Origin of the sequence: Woronichinia naegeliana WA131 (genome assembly GCA_025370055.1) — a bacterium.
GTDB lineage: Bacteria > Cyanobacteriota > Cyanobacteriia > Cyanobacteriales > Microcystaceae > Woronichinia > Woronichinia naegeliana.
The window spans coordinates 512,250-533,022 of record CP073041.1; the positions used below are offsets into that span (position 1 = coordinate 512,250).

The 20,773-nt window shown below is 42.4% G+C and carries 27 protein-coding genes; 12 read left to right on the forward strand and 15 right to left on the reverse strand.

What is annotated here, in order from left to right; all coding sequences use genetic code 11:
• Positions 1 to 31: 31 nt before the first annotated feature.
• Positions 32 to 484 carry a hypothetical protein gene (locus KA717_02675; protein ID UXE61856.1) on the forward strand — a complete coding sequence of 151 codons (453 nt, stop codon included), beginning with the start codon at positions 32 to 34 and terminating at the stop codon, positions 482 to 484.
• On the opposite strand, the gene cbiE is transcribed toward KA717_02675, so the two are convergent.
• From cbiE to KA717_02695, 4 genes are read right to left on the reverse strand one after another with little or no spacing between them, the layout of a single operon-like run.
• Entirely contained in the window at positions 450 to 1,796 is a 1,347-nt protein-coding gene (gene cbiE, locus KA717_02680) for a precorrin-6y C5,15-methyltransferase (decarboxylating) subunit CbiE (protein ID UXE61857.1), read from the reverse strand. The two genes, KA717_02675 and cbiE, sit on opposite strands and share 35 nt — an antisense overlap.
• A gap of 8 nt (positions 1,797 to 1,804) precedes the next feature.
• On the reverse strand, positions 1,805 to 2,512 hold the full coding sequence (locus KA717_02685; GenBank protein UXE61858.1) for a response regulator transcription factor: 708 nt from the start codon (positions 2,510 to 2,512) through the stop codon (positions 1,805 to 1,807).
• The gene (locus tag KA717_02690) at positions 2,509 to 3,390 is read right to left on the reverse strand and encodes a sugar kinase (GenBank protein ID UXE61859.1); all 882 of its coding nucleotides are present in this window, start codon (positions 3,388 to 3,390) and stop codon (positions 2,509 to 2,511) included. Before KA717_02690 ends, KA717_02685 begins: the two co-directional genes overlap by 4 nt.
• 6 nt (positions 3,391 to 3,396) lie before the next feature.
• On the reverse strand, positions 3,397 to 3,978 hold the full coding sequence (locus tag KA717_02695; GenBank protein ID UXE61860.1) for a thioredoxin family protein: 582 nt from the start codon (positions 3,976 to 3,978) through the stop codon (positions 3,397 to 3,399).
• A gap of 132 nt (positions 3,979 to 4,110) precedes the next feature.
• Here KA717_02695 and KA717_02700 point away from each other — a divergent pair, with 132 nt between their 5' ends.
• Both KA717_02700 and KA717_02705 read left to right on the forward strand, forming a co-directional pair.
• Positions 4,111 to 4,749, forward strand: coding sequence for a histidine phosphatase family protein (locus KA717_02700; protein UXE61861.1), 639 nt, complete (start codon positions 4,111 to 4,113; stop codon positions 4,747 to 4,749).
• A 49-nt stretch (positions 4,750 to 4,798) separates the two neighbouring features.
• Positions 4,799 to 5,443, forward strand: coding sequence for a histidine phosphatase family protein (locus tag KA717_02705; GenBank protein ID UXE61862.1), 645 nt, complete (start codon positions 4,799 to 4,801; stop codon positions 5,441 to 5,443).
• A gap of 13 nt (positions 5,444 to 5,456) precedes the next feature.
• Here the strand turns inward: KA717_02705 and KA717_02710 are convergent, their stop codons facing one another.
• The 6 genes from KA717_02710 to KA717_02735 all read right to left on the reverse strand — a co-directional run bounded on the left by KA717_02710 (position 5,457) and on the right by KA717_02735 (position 10,917).
• The gene (locus KA717_02710; protein ID UXE61863.1) at positions 5,457 to 6,104 is read right to left on the reverse strand and encodes a 1-acyl-sn-glycerol-3-phosphate acyltransferase; all 648 of its coding nucleotides are present in this window, start codon (positions 6,102 to 6,104) and stop codon (positions 5,457 to 5,459) included.
• A gap of 40 nt (positions 6,105 to 6,144) precedes the next feature.
• Complete coding sequence (locus KA717_02715; GenBank protein ID UXE64535.1) at positions 6,145 to 6,879, reverse strand: DUF3747 domain-containing protein; 735 nt, start codon at positions 6,877 to 6,879, stop codon at positions 6,145 to 6,147.
• 214 nt (positions 6,880 to 7,093) lie between these two features.
• A complete protein-coding gene (locus KA717_02720) occupies positions 7,094 to 8,185 on the reverse strand; it encodes a hypothetical protein (GenBank protein UXE61864.1) in 1,092 nt (363 codons plus the stop codon).
• A 21-nt stretch (positions 8,186 to 8,206) separates the two neighbouring features.
• Complete coding sequence (locus KA717_02725) at positions 8,207 to 8,923, reverse strand: 16S rRNA (uracil(1498)-N(3))-methyltransferase (protein UXE61865.1); 717 nt, start codon at positions 8,921 to 8,923, stop codon at positions 8,207 to 8,209.
• Positions 8,924 to 9,112: 189 nt separating this feature from the next.
• Positions 9,113 to 9,895, reverse strand: a complete 783-nt coding sequence (locus tag KA717_02730; GenBank protein ID UXE61866.1) for a hypothetical protein — start codon at positions 9,893 to 9,895, stop codon at positions 9,113 to 9,115.
• 74 nt (positions 9,896 to 9,969) lie between these two features.
• Entirely contained in the window at positions 9,970 to 10,917 is a 948-nt protein-coding gene (locus KA717_02735; protein UXE61867.1) for a DNA adenine methylase, read from the reverse strand.
• Positions 10,918 to 11,469: 552 nt separating this feature from the next.
• On the opposite strand from KA717_02735, the gene prfC reads away from it, so the two are divergent.
• The 6 genes from prfC to KA717_02765 all read left to right on the forward strand — a co-directional run bounded on the left by prfC (position 11,470) and on the right by KA717_02765 (position 14,773).
• Positions 11,470 to 13,080 (forward strand): peptide chain release factor 3, encoded by a 1,611-nt coding sequence (gene prfC / locus KA717_02740; GenBank protein UXE61868.1) that lies wholly within the window; start codon positions 11,470 to 11,472, stop codon positions 13,078 to 13,080.
• A gap of 23 nt (positions 13,081 to 13,103) precedes the next feature.
• Positions 13,104 to 13,316: a 2-phospho-L-lactate guanylyltransferase gene (locus KA717_02745; protein ID UXE61869.1), complete on the forward strand. Its 213-nt coding sequence runs from the start codon at positions 13,104 to 13,106 to the stop codon at positions 13,314 to 13,316.
• A complete protein-coding gene (locus KA717_02750) occupies positions 13,313 to 13,579 on the forward strand; it encodes a type II toxin-antitoxin system HicA family toxin (protein UXE61870.1) in 267 nt (88 codons plus the stop codon). The genes KA717_02745 and KA717_02750 overlap by 4 nt, the downstream gene beginning before the upstream one ends.
• A gap of 127 nt (positions 13,580 to 13,706) precedes the next feature.
• Positions 13,707 to 14,156 (forward strand): DUF29 domain-containing protein, encoded by a 450-nt coding sequence (locus tag KA717_02755; protein UXE61871.1) that lies wholly within the window; start codon positions 13,707 to 13,709, stop codon positions 14,154 to 14,156.
• Between the two features lie 141 nt (positions 14,157 to 14,297).
• Positions 14,298 to 14,552 (forward strand): type II toxin-antitoxin system HicB family antitoxin, encoded by a 255-nt coding sequence (locus tag KA717_02760; GenBank protein ID UXE61872.1) that lies wholly within the window; start codon positions 14,298 to 14,300, stop codon positions 14,550 to 14,552.
• Between the two features lie 47 nt (positions 14,553 to 14,599).
• The gene (locus KA717_02765) at positions 14,600 to 14,773 is read left to right on the forward strand and encodes a type II toxin-antitoxin system HicA family toxin (protein UXE61873.1); all 174 of its coding nucleotides are present in this window, start codon (positions 14,600 to 14,602) and stop codon (positions 14,771 to 14,773) included.
• Positions 14,774 to 14,920: 147 nt separating this feature from the next.
• On the opposite strand, the gene psbU is transcribed toward KA717_02765, so the two are convergent.
• Entirely contained in the window at positions 14,921 to 15,271 is a 351-nt protein-coding gene (gene psbU, locus KA717_02770; GenBank protein ID UXE64536.1) for a photosystem II complex extrinsic protein PsbU, read from the reverse strand.
• A gap of 93 nt (positions 15,272 to 15,364) precedes the next feature.
• Here psbU and KA717_02775 point away from each other — a divergent pair, with 93 nt between their 5' ends.
• Positions 15,365 to 15,901, forward strand: a complete 537-nt coding sequence (locus KA717_02775; protein UXE61874.1) for a hypothetical protein — start codon at positions 15,365 to 15,367, stop codon at positions 15,899 to 15,901.
• 222 nt (positions 15,902 to 16,123) lie between these two features.
• Here KA717_02775 and KA717_02780 read toward each other — a convergent pair whose 3' ends face one another.
• The gene (locus KA717_02780; GenBank protein UXE61875.1) at positions 16,124 to 16,408 is read right to left on the reverse strand and encodes a DUF3288 family protein; all 285 of its coding nucleotides are present in this window, start codon (positions 16,406 to 16,408) and stop codon (positions 16,124 to 16,126) included.
• A 75-nt stretch (positions 16,409 to 16,483) separates the two neighbouring features.
• On the opposite strand from KA717_02780, the gene KA717_02785 reads away from it, so the two are divergent.
• Positions 16,484 to 17,368 (forward strand): alpha/beta fold hydrolase, encoded by an 885-nt coding sequence (locus KA717_02785; GenBank protein UXE61876.1) that lies wholly within the window; start codon positions 16,484 to 16,486, stop codon positions 17,366 to 17,368.
• Here the strand turns inward: KA717_02785 and KA717_02790 are convergent.
• Both KA717_02790 and KA717_02795 read right to left on the reverse strand, forming a co-directional pair.
• Entirely contained in the window at positions 17,365 to 17,835 is a 471-nt protein-coding gene (locus tag KA717_02790; GenBank protein ID UXE61877.1) for a CRR6 family NdhI maturation factor, read from the reverse strand. The two genes, KA717_02785 and KA717_02790, sit on opposite strands and share 4 nt — an antisense overlap.
• A gap of 55 nt (positions 17,836 to 17,890) precedes the next feature.
• A complete protein-coding gene (locus tag KA717_02795; GenBank protein UXE61878.1) occupies positions 17,891 to 18,556 on the reverse strand; it encodes a response regulator transcription factor in 666 nt (221 codons plus the stop codon).
• 254 nt (positions 18,557 to 18,810) lie between these two features.
• Here KA717_02795 and KA717_02800 point away from each other — a divergent pair, with 254 nt between their 5' ends.
• Complete coding sequence (locus tag KA717_02800) at positions 18,811 to 19,389, forward strand: Uma2 family endonuclease (protein UXE61879.1); 579 nt, start codon at positions 18,811 to 18,813, stop codon at positions 19,387 to 19,389.
• A 39-nt stretch (positions 19,390 to 19,428) separates the two neighbouring features.
• Here the strand turns inward: KA717_02800 and KA717_02805 are convergent, their stop codons facing one another.
• Positions 19,429 to 20,604 carry a M20 family metallopeptidase gene (locus KA717_02805; GenBank protein ID UXE61880.1) on the reverse strand — a complete coding sequence of 392 codons (1,176 nt, stop codon included), beginning with the start codon at positions 20,602 to 20,604 and terminating at the stop codon, positions 19,429 to 19,431.
• Positions 20,605 to 20,773: the final 169 nt, after the last annotated feature.

Here is a 20,773-nt window from a genome sequence, read left to right on the forward strand (position 1 = left end):
TTTAAAATAACGATCCTCTTTTAAGTCAATAATGAACTATTTTAAACGCGCTCAAATAATAGGAAAAACTGGCTCGATACTGATCCTCCTAACATTACCGCTCAGTGTGATGCTCTCTAGCTGTGCCGAAACCAAAACTGCCCAGTGCCAAAAAATTATCCTGATTACCAAAAAGATTGCTGAGGAAAGTGCCAACAATCGAGATTCCACTGATCCTGAAAAAATTCTCACAGTGGCCAAAGCCTTTGAAGAGGCCGGACAACAAGTACAGGCGTTAAACCTGAAAGATAACCAGTTAATAACCTATCAACAGGAACTAGCCAATATTTACGATGGGAATGCAGAAGCCACTCGTAATATTATCAATGCCATTAAAAGCAAGGACATTTTAACCGCTAAATTGGCTCAGGATCAAGTTCGACAAATTGGCAAAAAAGAACAGCTTTTAATTACTCAAATGAATCAGTATTGTCAGGATAATTAAGGGCATCCATTGACTCTGGGGGTAGTTCGATGATGGTGTGATTATTAAGACGCTGGGCAGTAATCAAATTAACGGGATTAATGGGGTTGAGTCGCGTCAGATTGGCAAAGGGAACAGAGCGAGAAATCTGAATATGCTGCAAACTACAATCCCATTGATGTTTTTTAAACCAAGCCAAACAAGTCGCCAAGTTTTCTAGGGTGGCTAAGGCCAAAACCAGTTTTCCGCCTATTGCTAACTTCTCCTGACAACTCATTAAGATATCAATCAAATTGCCACCACTACCACCAATAAAAATGCGATCAGGCTTGGGTAAACTACTTAAAATCTCTGGAGCTTGCCCATGAATGGGATGAACATTTAAGGTGCTAAAACGTTGACAGTTCCGCTCAATTAAAACAATCCCCATAGAGGATTTTTCGATGCCGTAAACCTGAGAGGTAGGGCAAAGACGGGCAATTTCAATGGCAACCGAACCTGTTCCTGAACCGATATCCCAGACGATTTGATTCGGTTGTAGGGCTAATTCAGCCAAGGCCTGTACCCGAACTTCTCGTTTGGTGATTAAGCCAGGGCGATCATCAAAACTGAAAAAGTTAGCATCGGCTAAACCCATCAAGGGTAAGGTCTTGAGATCAAGGTCATTGCCTGTTAAAATTTCCTGACGGACTAAAATAACTAAATTAAGCGGTGAAAAATCTTCCTGGGTGTAAGTATCAATGTCGGCGGGTAAACAAGAATAAACTTTTTCCTTAGCTGAACCGAGATCTTCACAAACCCAGAGATGATAGTGGGTAGGTAAATCTAAATTTCGATAAAAACGGGCGATCGCACCAGGGTGATTATTCTGATCGGTAAAAATGGCTAATTTTTGTACCCCTTTTTGTAATAAGGGGATCAATAAATTCAGGGAGCGACCATGAACACTGACCACATTGGCATCTTGCCAGGTTAATTTCAAGCGATTAAAGGCTAACTGGACAGAACTGAGATAGGGATGGAAGGTTAATTGCTCCGGTGGAAAATTTTCCAGCAGTAAACGACCTAAGCCAAAAAAGAGAGGATCCCCACTGACGATAACAACAATTTTTTCGGATTGAACCACTCGTCTTCGCATAGTTTCAAAGACAACGACCATGTTACCGAGTACCAGTCGTTCGGCGGGATGATGAGGAAAGTAATCTAAATGGCGATCGCTGCCGACCAAAACCGTTGCCCGATCAACCACGGCCAAAGTGTCCGCAGTTAAACCAGCCGCTCCATCTAACCCAATGCCAATCACATTAATCATAGTTACACATGGAAAACTCAAGTATTTAATTAACTATTATCCTCAAATTTGTATCCTATCCCAATTACCGTTTTGATAAAAGTAGGGTTAGCAGGATCGGGTTCAATTTTCTTACGCAGACGACGAATATGGGTATCCACGACCCGATCATCTCCAAAGAAATCATTGCCCCAGAGTTTATCAATTAATTGACTACGACTCCAAACCCGATTGGGATAACTCATAAACGTTGACAATAAGTTAAATTCTAAGGTCGTTAAATCTAACGTTTCTAAGGTCTGATTGGGGAGTTGACGTTGGGCAATATGCTGATCTAAATCCAGTTGAAAATGTTGGGTTCGATGCAGTTGACTACTCACTTCCATCTGCCGTAAACTCCGCCTCAGTAAGGCTCTTACCCTAGCCACTAATTCTCTAGGACTAAAGGGTTTTACTAAATAATCGTCGGCTCCAGTAGAGAGACCAATAATGCGATCAATTTCTTCTCCCTTGGCAGTTAACATCAAAATATAGGGATCTTTAACCACAGCTTTCTGACGAATACGGTTACAGACTTCTAGTCCGTCTAATTTCGGCAACATTAAATCTAAAATAATCACATCTGGTTCCCAGGCTTGAAAGCGATCTAAAGCGGTTAAACCATCCCTAGCAATATCACAGCTAAATGACTCCCGTTCTAGGGTTTCTCGAATTAAGTTAGCAATTTCATATTCATCTTCGACAATCAGAATTTTCATTGATCTTTCATCCATTGATGCGGGCCAAAATATTGACAGGATAACTGAGCAATTCTAACAGCTTGGGAGAGAGATTTGGGAAAAGAATGCTCATCTAGATGATTGTCTAAAAGATAATGACAAAAGGCTCCATGAAAAATATCTCCTGCGCCCAAAGTATCGACTGCTTTGATGGTCGGGACTGGGATTTCCCCTCGTTGGCCAAAACTATGATAGATAATCGGTTTCGCACCTTGAGTAATGGCAAAATGAGGAATTTTATATGTTTGTAAATAACGGCAAACCTGTTCAGAATTTTGACAAGTGGGGGGATAAAAATTGGCAGAACAAATGCCATAGTCAACGTAGGGAAGTACTGTTTCCAAGCCTGGTTTCCAACTGCCGCCGTCTAGCACAACGGGAATGTTCTGTTTTTGAGCCTGTTCAGCGATCGCCGCACTGATGAGCATTTGATGACCGTCAATTAAAACCAGATCAATTTGTTCAAGTAAGTCAATAAGGTTAAAGTTAAGATCGTCAAGATTAGCTTGCAATTTAGTGGCATTAATAGAAACAACAGCCCTTTCTCCTGTCCCTTGAGTAATAATAATCGAAGAGACAGCCGGAGAAGCGGAAAAGGTAGGAGCCAGATCTAATCCTTGGACACCATAATCTCTTAATGTCTGATGAATAATAGTCGTTAAGGAATGATTACCCACCACACTCATTAAGGAGGATTGATGACCAAAATGGGCAAAGGTAATTGCCGCATTGGTGGCTGGCCCTCCCACCGTCAAAAGTTGGTCTATCGCCACTATTTTCTCGTTAGACTGGGGAAAATGAGTGGTTAAATAAAGACAATCTAAGGTCGTTAAACCCACAAATAATCCCTGACCCATGCTTATCTACGCCACCTTCCATTTGATATTGCAGCCAATACTCGGTTTTTGTTCAGCACGAATCGGTTTTCCGGCTAAAACTGCTTCGATCGCGGCCCGTAGATCCTGACCTGTCACCGGCAGAGAATTACTAGGACGACTATCATCTAATTGTCCCCGATAAACTAAACGGCGTGCGCGCAGCGTGCCCTTGGCATCGCCATCAAAAAGGAAAAAGTCGGGGGTACAAGCAGCATCGTAGGCTTTAGCAACTGCTTGCGTTTCGTCATAGACGAAGGGAAAAACAAATCCTAATTCTTCGGCCATGGCCTTGAGGCTTTCCGGCGCATCATCGGGATATTTTTCGGCATCATTAGCACTAATCGCCAGGATACCCAGGGTAGTTAACTGATAATCTCGCCCTAATTGAGCAAGCTGTTCTTGAATATGTTTAACAAAGGGACAATGCCGACAGATAAACATCACTAATAAAGCTGATTTATCCGCAAAGGTGGCTAAAGAAAGCTCTTCTCCAGAAACCACCTCCCTCAACTGAAAGTCAGGAGCGGAGGTTCCCAAGGCTAACATCGTAGAAGGGGTCAATACCATTAACAGACTTCCTATTGTAGTAAGGTTTTAAGCGATAATCCGTCCTAATTTTAGCATTCTCAACCATTTGCCAAGGATCAATCACCATACTATACTTTAGGGCAAGTCCATTGCAAAGCTCCCCATCTTCTCATGACCTTAAAACTCTATTTTCTTCGGCATGGGGAAACCCTTTCGAGTCAAACGGGAACCTTCTGTGGTCGGGTGGATATTGACCTGACAGAGGCGGGTTATCAAATGGCAGAACAATTTGCTGATACCTATCAAGATCTGCCCTGGGCAGCAATTTTTGCCAGTCCCCTACACCGCACGATAGCTACCGCCAAACCGATCAGCGATCGCCTCGGTCTAAAAATTCAGCGTCGAGAAGGCTTAAAGGAAATTGCCTACGGTAAATGGGAAAATAAAACCCCCGCCGAGGTTAACCTAGAATTCCATGATGATTATGTCAGCTGGTTAGCTGATCCTGGCTGGAATGCTCCCACAGGGGGAGAAAAAGGCATTGACATTGCGCGACGTAGCTCTGAAGTACTAGAAGAGCTTGAACAAACCTACGATAGTGGCAATATTTTAGTGGTATCCCACAAATCGACCATTCGGATTATGCTCTGTTCTCTTTTAGGGATTGATATCGGTCGTTACCGCGATCGCATTGGTATGCCGGTTGCTTCTTTGAGTATTGTAGAAATGTCGGAACATGGCCCCTTAATTGAGGTAATGGGCGATCGCGCTCACTTGAGTCCTGATTTACGGGAGCGTCACGGCACTTAAAGAAACTTCCTCGTGATCGGATCACTCAATCTTTGGTTAGTAATGGCTCATGGGTTTAAAGCTCTACTTTTTACGACATGGACAAACCGCTTATAGCAAGACGGGCGGCTATTGTGGTACGCCGGAAAACGATCCTGGCTTAACGCCCGAAGGGATTGAAATGGCGAAAGCCTTTGCTGCATTTTATTGTCATTTGCCCTGGCAAGCCATCTATGTCAGCCCTCTGCAACGAGCCAGACAAACGGCCCAACCGCTCTGTGACAAGTTGGGAATGACGATGAAATTGCGTTCAGGCTTAAAGGAGGTGGCCTACGGAGAATGGGAAGGTTTGCATCCCACCCAGGTCTATGAACGCTTTCATGATCTCTATATGCAGTGGTTAACCGATCCGGCTTGGAATTCACCGCCAGGCGGCGAACGGGGCATTGATATTGCGCGACGTTGTTCCCATGTTCTAGAGGAAATTGAGGATAACTATGATCTCGGTAATGTACTTATTGTTTCCCACAAAGCCACCATTCGCATTATGCTCTGTCATCTGATGGGCATTGATATTGGCCGTTACCGCGATCGCTTTGCCATGCCCGTTGCCGCCGTCAGCATTGTTGAAATGTCCTCACGGGGGCCACTCTTTCATGCCATCAGCGATCGCACTCATTTGAGTCCCTATCTTCGCAGTTTACCCTCCACCTAATCATGCCTCTGGTTTAACGTCCCAAATCATGTAGGTCATGAATGACGGTTTGGCAGGTATGAGTGACGGCTTCTAAACTTTCCTTTTTCACCATTTGCGGCGGAGCAATGGGTTCACCAATGCGAACTGTAATAGGAACAGGCCGGGGGAAAGCCGAACCCGATGGCAAAATCTGTTCCGTCCCCCACAAGCTAACCGGAATTAAAGGAACTTGGGCTTTAGCGGCAATCATCGCTGCTCCTAGTTTAGGGCTATAAATGCGAGCATCAGGAGTACGAGTTCCTTCCAGAAAAACCCCCACCAACCACCCTTCCTCCAGGGCCGTTAAGGCAGCCCGAATAGCACCGCGATCGCCGGAACCCCGTTTAACCGGATAAGCACCATAGAGACGAATGATTGAGCTTAGGAGAGGCACCTGGAACAGTTCTTCTTTAGCCATAAAAGCCACCGGACGGCCCATCCCACTGGCTAATAGAGGCGGATCAAAATAACTAGCATGATTACTAACAATGATCGCAGACCCCTTGGCCGGAATATGCTCCAAACCATAAACTTTTCCCTTGAGATAGCCCAACATAAGGGGATAAATTACCGACCATTTAAGACCACGGTAGAGCAACAAACTGGCTAGGGGTTCTCGGTCACGAGGAGCGATCGTCATGATGAAATTTAAGGCGGTTAAAAATCAATAAGAGTTCAAGTTAGTAGGGTTGACGAAACTTATCCACACTGGGAATCCCTTTTTTGGGCGGCAGTGAGGTATTGGGTTGATTCAACGTGGGTGCAGGTAAACTACTGCTAGGGGTTGGCGGTGGGGTTACGGGCGGCACAATCGGATTAATAGGCTGATCAGGAACAGGAACAACGGGTTCCACACTTGAGCTAGGTGGGGATGAGAGGGATGAAGGGGATGAGAGGGCTGGGGGGGATGAGGAGGATGAGTTAGAAGGCGTGATTGTTATATTAGCCTGGCTACCACTAAAGTAGAAATGACCCAGGGGTTTACCGTTGTAGGTTCGCTTCGTAAATTGCCAGCCAGGATTCAAGATAATTTTCATAAAACCCGCATTCAGCCCTTGCGTTTCACCAATGATTAACTCTGGTAACTTAGGATTACGGGGCGTGCCCACTAACATTAATTCGCTACCACGAGGCACAACCCGCAGCAAATAGTCCAATCCATAATCCGTACCGTCAATTCGTACCGAGTAACCGTTACTATCAGTGGAACGACGACAATGACCTGTAAAGTCAAAATTCAAGAGCAAAGGCGTAACCATGACCGGATTAGAACCACTTTCGCTCCAGCATTGCTTTTTCTTGGGGATTTGCTCAATCACCAACAAGTCATATTTTCCTTCACCGTAGGGTCGGGCGATCGCAATCACCTGAGTTTGATCCAATGCCGTTTCACCAAACTGGCCCGCCTTCGCCATTGGACTCACGAATGAGCTACTACCAATCACGGCGATCAAGGTGAGAAATTTAAAAGGGAAAGTTAATTTCATAAGTACATTAGAAGAAATGCAAAAAGCAACCTGGCTCGGCTAATCAGAATAGGAATTTTTGTGCCTGACTCTATCATGACTCACTGACTATCTGGACGGTTCCAAGGTTAGTCAAGTTTAGATTCCGTCAGCGCAGGAATAATTAATCGTGAAAGAATGCCAGGCTGCTATAAAGATGAAAGGCCTCGTCCCATTCCGTTTTTTCCCGTCGCAGAAAATGAATATGAGGATCGATCAGTTTTAAGAGTTCTTTAAAATCCAAAGCGGTTTCTGCAAAGAACTTAAATTCATTCCAAACCTTGACTGTCGGTAATTGTTCTTGAAAAATAGCCAATAATCGTTGCCATTGATCATAAGTAGTTCCCTCTTCTCGCGGTTTTGAGGATGTGATCAGAGAAATACCTTGATCAAATTCATAGATTTGGTCACAAAAACGTAAGATCATATTTTGTTCAGGTATATGTAGATCGCACATTTTGGCATAGTCTAAAATTTTAGTTTTGCGTTCAACTTTGCCATTTTTACTGACAGCTACACATTCTTCAAAAATGGGTAATAATCCTTCCACCCGTTGACTCACAGCTGACCAAGGAATATCAATCTGACTACGTTGATCTTTGCTCACACGGTAGGTTAAGGCCATATTGGGCGCGATCGCCTCTAGAGAGTAAACCGGCAAAATTCGCAGGGATAAAATACAGGTTAAGGGAACACAAAAGCAGGGAATTCCCTGCCCTTGCAATTCTTGAACATAAAAGTTTAATGCTCCGACACTTCCGGTTCGATAGAGTCGCCAAGCCCGACTGGGTAACTGTAATCTTGCGCTGTAGGCATCTATTTGCATCACCTCACCAAAGATATTTGCGGCTTCTTGTTTCTGTTCAGAGGTAATGGGATCAAGGACAAAAACACCGAGTTCTGGATCTTGACTTTTAGCGACTTCTAACAATTCCTTGCGTTGATCGAGAACCTGTTTTTCAGCCTGTTCTTCCAGCAGTTTGATTCGTTCTAAGCCACGACGAATTTTGGCCAGTAGTTGAGGATTGCTAATCCAGCCGAGTAGTTGACGATAGCCCTGTTGAGCTTCGCTTAAATTGCCCAGACCTTCTGCTAAACGAGCTTGATAAAAAAGAATCCAGGGATTATCTCTTTGATCGGATGACAAATCTTGTAACAGTTCAGCTGTCCGTTGGTATTGTTTATTTTTGATTGCTTCGGCCAGATCTTCTAGCATGAGGAATTATCAAATTAAAAACTATCGCAATTCTGCAAAATTTGCTACTAAACTCATGACAACCGTTGGGGCCGTGATGGCTCTCAAAATGCGTTTTCCTAGAGAAACCGGTTTAAAACCAACGGCGATCGCCTGTTCAATTTCGGTATCTGTCCAACCGCCTTCGGGGCCTGTCGCAATTAGCAAACGGTTAGGGCGTTGAGTTTCTAAACAAGACCAAAGTAGCGGACTTTCTCTACGAGTAACACAGATATAGGCTTCTGAACCCCAATCCTTAAGATTTATTAATGCTTCTTTAAAAGAACAAGGTTCTAGAATGTCTGGAACCCATTGTCTTTCACTTTGTTCTGCCGCTTCTCTTGCAATTTTCTGCCAACGTTCTCCCTTATTGGGACTGGGTTTTAGCAAAGTGCGATCGCTGATCACAGGCATCAAAGTGCTAACCCCCAATTCTGTACAGGGCCGAATAATCTCTTCAAAACCATTGCCTTTGGGCAGAGCCACTAGTAAGGTGACAGCAATATTTAATTCCGTTGATTCCGGCAAAAAATCTAATAAATGGGCTTTTTCGGCTTGTAATTCGGCTAACCAAGCTTTTCCTTGACCATCCATCGCCACAAAGCGATCGCCATTTTTAAGGCGCAGAACCCGTTGCAAATAATGAGATTGTTCCTGGCTTAAAGCAATCCACTGCTGTTGAGGATGTGGTGGTGTAATTACGATCCGATAGAAAGCCATTGATGATTGCCAACAAGATTAAATTGATTTTTGTTTAGAGGTAACGATGAGCATAATCTGTCAAACTTGCATTGGTCAATTTCTATTTGTCGATGGGCAGCAAGTTTTCAGAGGGTAATTACCTTTTATGATGGTACAAGTTATCGAAAAACCGGGGCTAAAACCCCGTCTTCTAGGACGGACTTACGTTTAATTTAACGACATTGGCAAGATAGGCGTAGTTGGCGGTTCTTGATGACCCGCATTACAAGTTGGAATAGTGGTGGGTTGAAGAGGTCGTTGATTATTGAGCGTTCCAGCATTAATACCATAGCGATTAAGACTAGCCTGCAACCAGAGGAGATCAAAGGAAGGAGTCGCCACTGCATTAGCTCCCCAACGCCAACCTAAAAAAGTTGTCTGATTCGTACTTACAATAGCAGCCGGTTTTCCCTGAGATACCCAGATTGCGACCGTTTTTGCGCCTAGTTTGGGCAATAACACGCCACCACTGACCGGAGTAGTTAAACCATCAACACTGAGATTCACGAATTCTGTGTTATCGTTTAACTTGAGGCTGATAGCCTGAGAATTGGGAAATTGCCAACTAGCTCCCAATAAACCTTGCAATTGTTTTTTGACATCAGGGGTTGATAATTCACCAGTTGGCCCTGTGGCAATTACTTTACCGCCTTGAGCCAGCCAATTGGCTAAACTTTCGGATTGATAACCTTGAATTTGGGAGACGTTTGGTAACAATAATACTTGAATGTTTCCAAGGTCATTAACTGTCTGCCAGCGATCGCTGTCGATGAGGCAATAGTCCAATCCAATCGCCGTTAAACGACCGACAATACTTTCCCAAATGCCGGCATTATCACTACTTTTGACAACGCCTAGCCGTGCCATTTGAGCAGAAGCCCATCGGGTGTGATGGGATAGCAGAAATAAAAAGAAAAAAGAAAAAAGCAATTTCTTTGGCATGGTTAACATTATTGTTCGTTCAAGAAATTAATTATATTTGTTTTGGTTAAAAGGGTTTTAGCTAAATAATTAATAATTGGTAATTAATAATTGGTAATCAATAACTCTGAAATAGCTCCTCGCCGATTTGCCTTAGAATTAATCATACGATTAGCCTGAATTTTATTAATGCTAAAATCTTCATAAAGTTTTTCAAAAAAATTATCCTGCGGATCAATGTTATGAGGATCAGAATTACTGAGCATTAACTTTGCCCCTTGCTGATTGAGTTGACGGTAGAATTTTGCCAATCGTTCCTGTTCTTGGTCATTAAAATTAAAACGAGCATAGGCTTTAAAATTAGCCGTTTTGCTGAGAGGGCGATAGGGAGGATCAAAATAGACAAAACTTTGAGAATCAATTTTATTCTGATAGGCAGTAAAATCCTGGTGTTTAATAGTGGCTTTTTGAAGTAGCTGCGAAACGGCTAAAAGATTTTCTTCGTGACAGATCCTTGGATTTTTATAGTCCCCAAATGGCACATTAAATTCTCCTTTTTGGTTTACCCGAAAAAGTCCATTAAAACAGGTGCGATTCAGAAAGACAATGGAAGCAGAACGCTCAATCCAATTGAGATTAAACTCTTCATAGTTAATCCAATGCTGTTGTTTATTATAGTAAAATCGTTTTTCTAGAAAATAATTTTTTCGCTGTTCAATTAATAAAGAGAAATATTCTGTTTCTATTTTCTTTAATGCTTCAATTAATGAATAAATATCATTTTGAATGGTTCGATAGAGTAGAATCAACTCTCGATTAACATCTGATAAATAGAATTCTGAGATATTACAATTCTGGGCAACCCAAAAGAAAACAGCACCACCTCCCACAAATGGTTCTACATAACGGTGAATTTTGCCGTGATAAATTTCTGGTGGTAATGCCTGAATGATTTGCCTTAGTAATTGACCTTTTCCTCCTGCCCATTTTAAAACAGGTTTAGCTATTAAATTGGTGAAAGGTTGGCACAAACTAGAGCATTGAGAAGACATCCAATTATCCCATTTTAATCAAAGCTAAATAACTGAGCATCATACCAATTTTTCTGTCAATTTTAACCTGAATCCTAAACCACATGGTTAATCTAGGACACTTAGCGTTATTATAAAGATGTGGGAGGGAAGTAAAGACTTATTGAAATGTATCCTAGGCTACATTTTGTGCAGAAAGAAAGAGCGAACATTAGTTTTGGGTAGCCGTTGGTTTTGGGTTGGGCTGTTGTTTGACCTAAGATTTGAGAGCGGCGATCAAACTTAGTAAAAATATTTTAAAAGGTAATACAAAAATGAAAAATTGGACATTAGCTTTGGCTATAGGGACTGCTGTAACAACTACCGTGATAGGAACGGCTAACGCTGCTTCAGCTATTACAGTTTCTGGCCATGGAGGGGGCGGATCTGGTGGTCAAATTAATAACATAAAAAGAGCGATCGCCGAGAAAATAACCAGGATTGAAAGTCCTTTAAACGTTAGAATAGAAGGCCGTTTTATTTTTAAGCAAACTTCCCTAAACTTAAATTTTTTCACGAAAACGACCAGCCACAATGATCGCCGCTCCTTCCGAACTTGCCCAATCCGTCCAACAACGGCGCAACTTTGCCATTATTTCCCACCCTGACGCAGGAAAAACGACGCTAACAGAAAAATTATTACTGTACGGGGGAGCCATTCACCAGGCGGGAGCCGTCAAAGCTCGTCAAAGTCAGCGCAAAGCCACTTCCGACTGGATGGAGATGGAGAAACAACGGGGGATTTCCATTACCTCGACAGTGTTGCAATTTAATTATCAAGGTTTTCAGATTAATTTGCTGGATACTCCTGGCCACCAGGACTTTAGTGAAGATACCTATCGTACCCTAGCGGCGGCGGATAATTCCGTCATGTTGATTGATGCGGCCAAGGGCCTAGAACCTCAAACCCGTAAATTATTTGAAGTGTGTCGGTTGCGATCGCTGCCCATTTTTACTTTTGTTAATAAATTAGATCGTCCTGGACGGGAGCCGTTGGAATTATTAGATGAAATCGAACAGGAATTAGGATTACCGACCTATGCAGTGAATTGGCCGATTGGCATGGGCGATCGCTTTCAAGGCGTATTTGATCGCAGAACCCAAAAAATTCACCTATTTGAACGCAAAGAACATGGCAGTAAAGCGGCCCAGGAAAGCATTTTTGACATTGGGGATCCTGAGCTAGAATTACGCTTAGAAACGGAACTTTATCATCAACTAAAAGATGAATTAGAGTTGTTAAATGAAGCCGGTAGCAGCTTTGACTTGGAAGCCTTTCATGCCGGACAAATGACTCCGGTTTTCTTCGGTAGTGCCATGAGCAATTTTGGGGTGCAACTTTTCCTTGAAAGTTTTCTCGACTATGCTTTAGAACCGGGCCCTCGCGCTTCAACTTTAGGCAAATTAGAACCCACCTATCCTGAATTTACCGGCTTTGTGTTTAAACTACAGGCCAATATGGATCCCAAACACCGCGATCGCGTCGCCTTTGTGCGCGTTTGTACAGGCAAGTTTGAAAAAGACATGACTGTGACCCATGCCCGAACTGGAAAAACGGTCAGGTTATCCCGTCCTCAAAAATTATTTGCCCAGGATCGAGAATCCATTGAAGAGGCTTATCCTGGGGATGTCATTGGTCTAAATAATCCTGGCGTATTTGCGATCGGTGACACCATTTATATGGGACAAAAATTAGAATATGAGGGCATTCCTTGTTTTTCGCCAGAATTATTTGCCTACCTGAAAAATCCCAATCCTTCTAAATTTAAACAATTCCAAAAAGGCATTCAGGAATTACGAGAAGAAGGGGCCATTCAAATTATGTATTCCCTGGATGAATTTCGTCGAGAACCGATTTTAGCGGCGGTGGGTCAATTACAATTTGAAGTGGTTCAATTTCGCATGGCTACAGAATACGGAGTTGAAACTAATTTGGAACCCTTGGGCTATAGTTTAGCCCGTTGGGTAGCCGGAGGTTGGCCCTCGATTGAAAAAGCTGGACGAATTTTTAACACTTTAACAGTAAAAGATAACTGGGATAGACCCGTTTTACTCTTTAAAAATACTTGGAATTTACAACAGATTATGGGCGATCATCCTGAGTTAAAATTAACGGCGATCGCACCTATAGGTTCAACTATGTAATTTTTTATCGGAAATCTAAACCTATGAAAGAAACTATTATTATTGAAGTCTCTCAAGAAGAAGATGGAGGCTTCGTTGCCGAAGGATTAACGGAGGATATTTTTACCCAGGGAGATACCTGGGAAGAATTAAAAGTCAATGTATTAGAAGCAGTTACAGGCTACTATTTTGATCAGCCATCAGTTCCCAATATCAAATTACACCTTGTAAAAAATGAACTATTAGTCACTCAATGAAACTTCCCAGAAATCTTAACGGCTCGTCTCTAGCAGATGTTCTTTGTCGTCAGTGGGACTATCGCCTTGTTCATTACCAAGGTAGCCATATTATTCTCGATTACCAAGGTAGCCATATTATTCTCGATACTCAAACCCCAGAACATCAGAGAATTAGTATTCCCAATCATAATCCTCTCAGAATTGGAACTTTAAATAGCATTCTAAAAACCATTTCTGCACATAAAAAAGTGAATAAGCAGGACATTCTTGATTCTCTCTAATTTATTATTAAGATACTAATTGCCCCGATTGGTTCAGGTTTGTAGGGGTTAACAGCGATCGCTTAAATTTGCCATAGAATCTTAGAAGATATGCTAGAATTTTAACGCTAGAATTAGGATAAAAACGATGGCTCCAAGCACTATTATTCTATCTTCCTATGAGCAAGATTATCTTTTATGGATAGAAGAAACGGTTGACCAATTACGCAGTAAAAATTTTGATAGGCTAGATGTAGAAAATTTAATTGAGGAAGTATTAGATTTGGGACGTTCACAGAAACGGGAATTAAAAAGTCGTTTAGGAGAATTATTAGAACATCTTCTCAAGCGTATCTATGTAACGATGCCTGATTGTTATCGCGGTTGGGTGGAATCCATTATCAAACAGAGAAAAGCTCTCAAGGATTTGTTGGCTGATTCTCCTAGTTTAAAGCCCTATTTTCTGGAAGTTTTTGATTCTTCCTATCAATATGCTCTTGATATTGTTCGTAATAGCTATCCTCAATTTTGTTTTCCAGAACAATGGCCATTGGAGCAAGATATTGATGCCTTGTTAACTTTTAGGTTTTGGGAATAAATATTAATTTTTCATCACAGTTTATAATTTAACTAAGAAGATGGCGAGGCGATCGCGCCTTTAGATTCAGGTTCAGAGGCGATCGCTGCTACATTCCAATTTTTACTCTATACTAGACAATATTGATTTAGGAGCAGAAAAATGTTAGCCAGTTACATTGATAAAGCAATGGAAACCGCTATCTATGAACTCATTGAGGACGACAACACCTACTGGGGAGAAATTCCCGAATTACAAGGAGTTTGGGCTAATCAACCAACCTTAGATAGTTGTCGTCAGGACTTACGGGAAGCACTCAGTGATTGGCTGGCTTTACGCCTGAGTTTAGGATTAAGCATTCCCGTTATTGCAGATATTAATCTTAATCTTTATACCCAGCTATTGACAACTGTTTAAAGATGCCAAAATTAACACCCATATCTTGGTCTGCCCTTGTCCAACGGTTGCGTCAATTAGGTTTTGAAGGGCCTTATTCTGGTAGTAAACATCCTCAAATGCGTCGTGATAACCTGACGATAATTATTCCTAATCCCCACCAGGGAGATATTAGTGTAGGACTATTACAGCGAATTTTACGTCAAGCAGGGGTGACAAGAGATGAGTGGTTTGGAGAATAATAAAAAGGCGATCGCTGTTGACTCTAATTACCAAAAAAAAAACCTAGAATTAGGAGTGAATTTTAAATCACAGAATCTAAAGATTTTATCTAAAGCTTGGACAATGAGAACTGCTTAAGATAACCCAAGCAATCCCAATAATGAACTTTAGTAAACATTAGGATTAATACGATCATCCCCTTCTGTTAATTCTGAAGAAGTTGCTGTCACAGTAAATTTATCTAAATTAGCCTGTAAACGAGACTTTTGCTTTTCACTTAAACCAGGAAGATCTAAAACCTCATCTACCTTTTCATAGGGAGCATTTTTGATGATTTTGCTGGCCAAATTGGGGTAAAAACCGCGTAAATTACGAAAATCCCGAATATCACTGTTATTTAAATCAATTTTCTTGCCAAATTCGGTGGATAATTTCGCATCTACCGCATTAACGCGCACATCCGCTAATACTGTTGCAGAAGTCGGTAAATTAAAAGCCTGGGCTGGGGCTTGGCCCAGAAAACCAAGACAACCGCCGCGACAGATGGATTTGACTTCCTCGGTTGGCACTTTAAAGTGCAAAACAACGGAAAGTTTCGTTGTGTCCCCTCAGTGGATAACTTCAAGGCTTTTCGTAAGAAGGTAAAACATATCGTTAATAACTCGAACTATGGAGCCAAAGTAAAAGCTAAGAAATTAGCCCCATTGGTTAGAGGATGGAGACAATACCATAAATTCTGCAAGATGGATGGTGCTAGAAATTCACTCTGGCACATCAATCACAGGGCATGGACGGTATTTAATAAGGAACCGACACTGAGCCGGTCTTCAGTCACCAAACTGATTAAAAAAGCCTTTCCCTCGGTTCCTTACTCTGAAAACAAACACATCAACGTAAAAGGAAATAAATCACCTTATGACGGAGATTTAGTATATTGGAGCGAACGTAACAGTAAACTCTATGACGACATCACCTCTAAAGTCTTAAAAAGGCAAAACCATTCATGTGATTCCTGTGGACTTAAATTCATAGGAGAAGAGAAAGTGCATCTACATCATACTGATGGCAATCACGGAAACTGGAAAATCAAGAATCTTGTAGCAATACACCAATCTTGTCACCAATACTCGCACATGAGCAAGGGCTAATCCCCTAATGTATCGGAAGCTGGGTGCGGTGAAAGTCGCACGCCCAGATTTAACAGAGAGGGGCTTGGGGTTATACCCAACCTCGACTCTACCCATGGATAAATTTTAACATTTTCAGCGATCGCCGATTAGTGAATAGTTGATAGTAAGCCGATTAGTAAATAATTGATCGCCAATAGTTGATAATTATCTATTAAAAAAAATCTCCCCATCTCTCCAGTTCTAACTCCAATCCTGTTCCTCCTCTGTTTTGCGTGGTTTATAGGCCTGTCCTGTGGCGTAAAGTTGACGAGTTTGTGCAAAGAGTTGCTCCTCCGTTAGTTGCCATTGCTGCATAATGTAGTCTAAATCCCGTTGCGTAGCCCTGGCCCCTGGAAAGTTCTTATAGCGAATACGTAGGCGGGCCAAATCAGCTAAATTTAAAGGTTCAGGTGGGGATTGAAGTAAACGATCAATGACTTCGCGATCGCGTTTTTCTTGAGGATGTTTCTGGTCAGTACTAGCCATGCTGATGTTTTAAACTGAAGACCGATGGATTAGGGAATTTCCTAGTCGTAATGACATTTAATTGTGAGCTTAATCATGACTTTTCTGCAAGCGACCCAAACCTGGACTTGGCAAGGCTTTCCGATTACCTATCAACAATGGGGTGAAACGGGGCCAGCGATCGTTTGTGTTCATGGCTTTGGAGCCTCCTGGGGTCATTGGCGCAAAAATTTACCCGTTTTAGGCTCGCAATGTCGCTGTTATGCCCTGGATTTAATTGGCTTTGGTGGCTCGGCCAAACCGAAACCAGGAGCAGAAATTGATTATACCTTTGCTACCTGGGGTCAATTAGTTGCAGATTTTAGTCGAGAGGTAGTGGGCTGTCCAGTTTTTCTGGTGGGTAATTCCATTGGTTGTGTGGTCATTATGCAAACGGCGGTGGATTATCCTGAACAGGTGTTAGGAATTGCGGCCCTGAATTGTTCTCTGCGTTTACTCCATGATCGTAAGCGATCGCAGTTGCCCTGGTATCGACAAATAGGAGCCACCTGGTTACAAAAAGTTTTAAATAATCCGGCGATCGGTCGTTTCTTTTTTCAGCAAATTGCCAACCCCAAGACAGTACGAAAAATTTTATTACAAGCTTATGCCAATCCTGAGGCTGTCACCGATGAATTAGTCAAAATATTGATCAAACCCGCTTTAGATGAAGGGGCTGCTGAGGTTTTTCTGGCTTTTATCAACTATTCTCAAGGCCCTTTACCGGAAGATTTATTACCCCTTTTGTCCTGTCCGCTCATTTTCCTTTGGGGTGAACAAGATCCCTGGGAATCTATCCATTTAGGTCGAGAATTAGCCCATTACCCAAGGGTAGAAAAATTTATTCCTTTAGTGGGAGTTGGCCATTGTCCCCAGGATGAAGCACCGGAATTAGTCAATCCTATTTTATTAGAATGGATCGCCCAAAAAAGTTCCACTTAAATTTGATTTAAAAAACTTTCTTCTAATTCATATCCTAACAATTGAGCCAGGGATTTTAAACGGAAATTACTCGGTATTCCCTGCACTTTTAACCAATCGGATAGGGTAAAGATCTTTTGCATCATAAAAATCTCTAAAGCTTCAGGATTATATTGGATACCTTCAGTACGATGAAATTGATGGGGAACTAACATGGCGGCATAGCGAGCCAGTTCTCCCGCTTTCCAATCTAATAAAAAAGGAAACCAGGGATAAACCGAGTCTAGCCGGACAAACCAAAGACGAACTTCTGGAATTTCCGATAATTCACGGGGATCGGTTTCTTCCCTGGGAAAATTGATCTGGAACTGTATCTGGTTCTCTTGCTCAAGGATGGTCTGGGTAGAATGCCATTGGTCTATAAGCATGGTGACAGGAGATAAATCTAAAGTCTGTAGAGTGTTAACATCCAGAGCGATCGCAATCATAAGGTTTAAAACGGATTGAACGAGATTGACAAGCAAAAATCAAAGGTTGACAGAATTACGAAATCAACTGATGTTTAAGGGCAAAACTAGCTAATTCTACCCGATTATGGGTATCTGTTTTTCTTAATAGATTACTAACATACTTTTCTACGGTTTTAGGACTCAAATGCAAGGCTTCACCGATCGCAATATTAGATAGTCCTGTGGCCAGTAAATTTAGTACTTCCGACTCTCTTGTTGTTAGGGAGAAGGATTGTAGATAAGCGTTGATTGACACTTGGGCCGCTTCCTGAATCTGGGCAGAAGAGGAAAGATCACGGGGATGAAACTGTAACTCATGGTGGATCATCTGCGATCGCTCTAGTAAATTACGAACAATGGCCAATAACTCTGCTAGATCAAAAGGCTTAGGCAAATAGACATCACATCCCACTTCATAGCCTTGAATCCGACTTTCTGAATCATCTAATTCCGTCAGCAAAATAACGGGTAATAGGCGAAATTCAGGTAATTGTCGCAGTTCAGACAGCAGACGATAACCATTCTTTTGAGGCATCTTAATATCACAAATTAGCAGATGGGGATGGTGGAACATCATTAAGCGCATCGCCTCTACCCCATTTCCCGCCGTTAGGACAGCATAGCCTTTGCTTTCTAAATAATCTTTAACGAGCGAACAAATGCTGGGATCATCATCAACCATTAAGATGGGCAAGTACATAACTCTTCCTCAAAGAAGCTCGCCTTTCTAGGCTATCACTCCCAGGGACTGGCATTTTGTTAATTAAGTACTTTTTTAAGAAGGATGGACGGAGGAGGAGAGTTATGATGGGAAGTAAGCTGTTCACTATCTAAAACGCATATAGGCAAGGGGCTTAAGCCCCTTGTTGCAAGACTTTCAGCAAAATCGTTATGCAATTTAAATTCGTAACAGCTTAGGGTTATAACTCTAAGGATAAGGATTAGATATTTAAGATGTTACAAACTTCTGCTATTCGCTTACCCGTTAATTTACAAGTCACTCAAGCTCAATTTAAAGCGATCGTTGCGGCTAACCGAGATTTGAGGCTAGAAAAAACAGCTAAGGGAGAAATTCTAGTCATGTCACCAACGGGGGGAAACACAGGACGACGCAATTTTAATCTGGCGGGTCAACTGTATCTCTGGAATCAACGCTATCAACTCGGAGTTGCTTTTGACTCCTCGACGGCCTTCTGTTTACCTAATGGTGCAACGCGATCGCCTGATTTGGCTTGGATTAATCAAGAAAAATGGAATAGTTTAACAACGGCAGAAAAGGATGATTTTTTGCCACTTTGTCCAGATTTTGTGATTGAATTACGTTCAAAAACCGATAGTCTTAAAACATTGCAGGAAAAAATGCAGGAATATTTAGAGAACGGTTTAAAATTAGGTTGGTTAATTAATCCTCAAAATCAACAAGTTGAGATTTATCGTTGTTATCGTACTGTAGAAATATTACAACAGCCAACGACTTTATGGGGAGAAGAGATTCTGCCACATTTCGAGTTGGATTTAACCCAAATTTTCTAGATTATTTTGATCTCCAGTCTGAAGGGAAATCTATGCTTATTAACTTGACCAATATAGATAGGCGGCATAGGCTAGGGTGACAACCCCCGTCAGAATGGCCGCTTCATCGGCTTCAAATTGGGGATGGTGCAGAGGATAATTGGGTCGATCCTCAAAGCCCACACCGAGACGAAACATCGCACCAGGGGTTTGTTCTAGATACATCGAAAAGTCTTCGGCTCCCAACGATGGCTCAGTAATAATTTGGACGCGATCGCTGCCCCAGGCGGCTCGACCAGCTTCTTCTAACAACTTGCTTAAACCGGGATCATTGTGAACGCAGGGGACACCACGACGATAATGCACCTGATATTTCGCGCCATAGGTTCGGCAAATATTCGAGACAATATCTTCAATCCACTGGGGAAGATTGTCATAGGTTTCAGGATGCAGCGATCGCACTGTGCCAGTCATGTGCACCTGATCAGCAATCACATTAGCAGCCCGGCCACCTTGAATTTTGCCGATAGTCAGCACCAGGGGACGCAACGGGTTTTGGGTACGACTAATGGCCTGTTGTAAAGAAGTAATCACTTGGGCCGCAATCCAGATGGCATCGATCGCCTCATGGGGTCTAGCTCCGTGACCTGATTCCCCCTGAATAATAATCTCCAAATCATCCGCCGCCGCCGTCAAGGCTCCATAACGAATGCCCAGGGATTTGGCCGGAATAGACGGAAAAACATGAACGCCTAAAATGGCATTAACGTCCTGCATGGCTCCCTCTTGAACCATCCAATTGGCCCCCTGAGCAATTTCTTCAGCCGGTTGAAACAGAAAACGCACATTACCCGGTAAAGGTTCATTCAAGCGGGATAAAACCATCGCTGTTCCCAAGCCCAGGGTGGTGTGAATATCATGGCCACAGGCGTGCATCACCCCAGGATAACGGGAAGCAAAATCAAGCTTAGTTTCTTCTTGGATCGGCAGTGCGTCCATATCGGTGCGAATGGCTAATAGACGCGGATCGTCTCCTTTACCAAGCAACTCTGCCAACAATCCAGTTTTGCCCACCGACTCTTGTACGTGCAGACCACAGGAAGATAAGACTCCAGCCGTATAGATGGCGGTTTGATGTTCCAGACCACTCAATTCAGGATGGGCATGGAGATGACGACGGATTTCTACTAAACGCGGTAAAAAAGTTTCAGCCAGGCTTTTAATTTCGGCAAGCATAGGTTATCCGATGAGCAAGGAATAAAAGAGAAGGTATAGCAATTTTCATAAAAATGAGGTACAGGCAAGGGGCTTAAGCCCCTTGTTAGCAAAACTGGTAGAAACCTCACCAAAGTGAAAAATGCTGTAAGGTTGCATCCTAACAGAAATTGAAAAATTAATTGGGTTT

Excerpts from the sequence above, each read along its gene's own strand:
- KA717_02785 (UXE61876.1), top strand. The coding sequence starts at position 16,484 with ATGACTTTTCTGCAAGCGACCCAAACCTGGACTTGGCAAGGCTTTCCG.
- KA717_02800 (UXE61879.1), top strand. The coding sequence starts at position 18,811 with ATGTTACAAACTTCTGCTATTCGCTTACCCGTTAATTTACAAGTCACT.
- KA717_02710 (UXE61863.1), bottom strand. The coding sequence starts at position 6,104 with ATGACGATCGCTCCTCGTGACCGAGAACCCCTAGCCAGTTTGTTGCTC.
- KA717_02720 (UXE61864.1), bottom strand. The coding sequence starts at position 8,185 with ATGCTAGAAGATCTGGCCGAAGCAATCAAAAATAAACAATACCAACGG.
- KA717_02690 (UXE61859.1), bottom strand. The coding sequence starts at position 3,390 with ATGGGTCAGGGATTATTTGTGGGTTTAACGACCTTAGATTGTCTTTAT.
- KA717_02675 (UXE61856.1), top strand. The coding sequence starts at position 32 with ATGAACTATTTTAAACGCGCTCAAATAATAGGAAAAACTGGCTCGATA.
- prfC (UXE61868.1), top strand. The coding sequence starts at position 11,470 with ATGATCGCCGCTCCTTCCGAACTTGCCCAATCCGTCCAACAACGGCGC.
- KA717_02745 (UXE61869.1), top strand. The coding sequence starts at position 13,104 with ATGAAAGAAACTATTATTATTGAAGTCTCTCAAGAAGAAGATGGAGGC.
- KA717_02760 (UXE61872.1), top strand. The coding sequence starts at position 14,298 with ATGTTAGCCAGTTACATTGATAAAGCAATGGAAACCGCTATCTATGAA.
- KA717_02695 (UXE61860.1), bottom strand. The coding sequence starts at position 3,978 with ATGGTATTGACCCCTTCTACGATGTTAGCCTTGGGAACCTCCGCTCCT.
- KA717_02795 (UXE61878.1), bottom strand. The coding sequence starts at position 18,556 with ATGTACTTGCCCATCTTAATGGTTGATGATGATCCCAGCATTTGTTCG.
- KA717_02790 (UXE61877.1), bottom strand. The coding sequence starts at position 17,835 with ATGATTGCGATCGCTCTGGATGTTAACACTCTACAGACTTTAGATTTA.
- KA717_02700 (UXE61861.1), top strand. The coding sequence starts at position 4,111 with ATGACCTTAAAACTCTATTTTCTTCGGCATGGGGAAACCCTTTCGAGT.
- KA717_02730 (UXE61866.1), bottom strand. The coding sequence starts at position 9,895 with ATGTTAACCATGCCAAAGAAATTGCTTTTTTCTTTTTTCTTTTTATTT.
- KA717_02685 (UXE61858.1), bottom strand. The coding sequence starts at position 2,512 with ATGAAAATTCTGATTGTCGAAGATGAATATGAAATTGCTAACTTAATT.
- KA717_02735 (UXE61867.1), bottom strand. The coding sequence starts at position 10,917 with ATGTCTTCTCAATGCTCTAGTTTGTGCCAACCTTTCACCAATTTAATA.
- KA717_02705 (UXE61862.1), top strand. The coding sequence starts at position 4,799 with ATGGGTTTAAAGCTCTACTTTTTACGACATGGACAAACCGCTTATAGC.
- KA717_02780 (UXE61875.1), bottom strand. The coding sequence starts at position 16,408 with ATGGCTAGTACTGACCAGAAACATCCTCAAGAAAAACGCGATCGCGAA.
- KA717_02750 (UXE61870.1), top strand. The coding sequence starts at position 13,313 with ATGAAACTTCCCAGAAATCTTAACGGCTCGTCTCTAGCAGATGTTCTT.
- KA717_02755 (UXE61871.1), top strand. The coding sequence starts at position 13,707 with ATGGCTCCAAGCACTATTATTCTATCTTCCTATGAGCAAGATTATCTT.
- KA717_02725 (UXE61865.1), bottom strand. The coding sequence starts at position 8,923 with ATGGCTTTCTATCGGATCGTAATTACACCACCACATCCTCAACAGCAG.
- KA717_02715 (UXE64535.1), bottom strand. The coding sequence starts at position 6,879 with ATGGCGAAGGCGGGCCAGTTTGGTGAAACGGCATTGGATCAAACTCAG.
- KA717_02805 (UXE61880.1), bottom strand. The coding sequence starts at position 20,604 with ATGCTTGCCGAAATTAAAAGCCTGGCTGAAACTTTTTTACCGCGTTTA.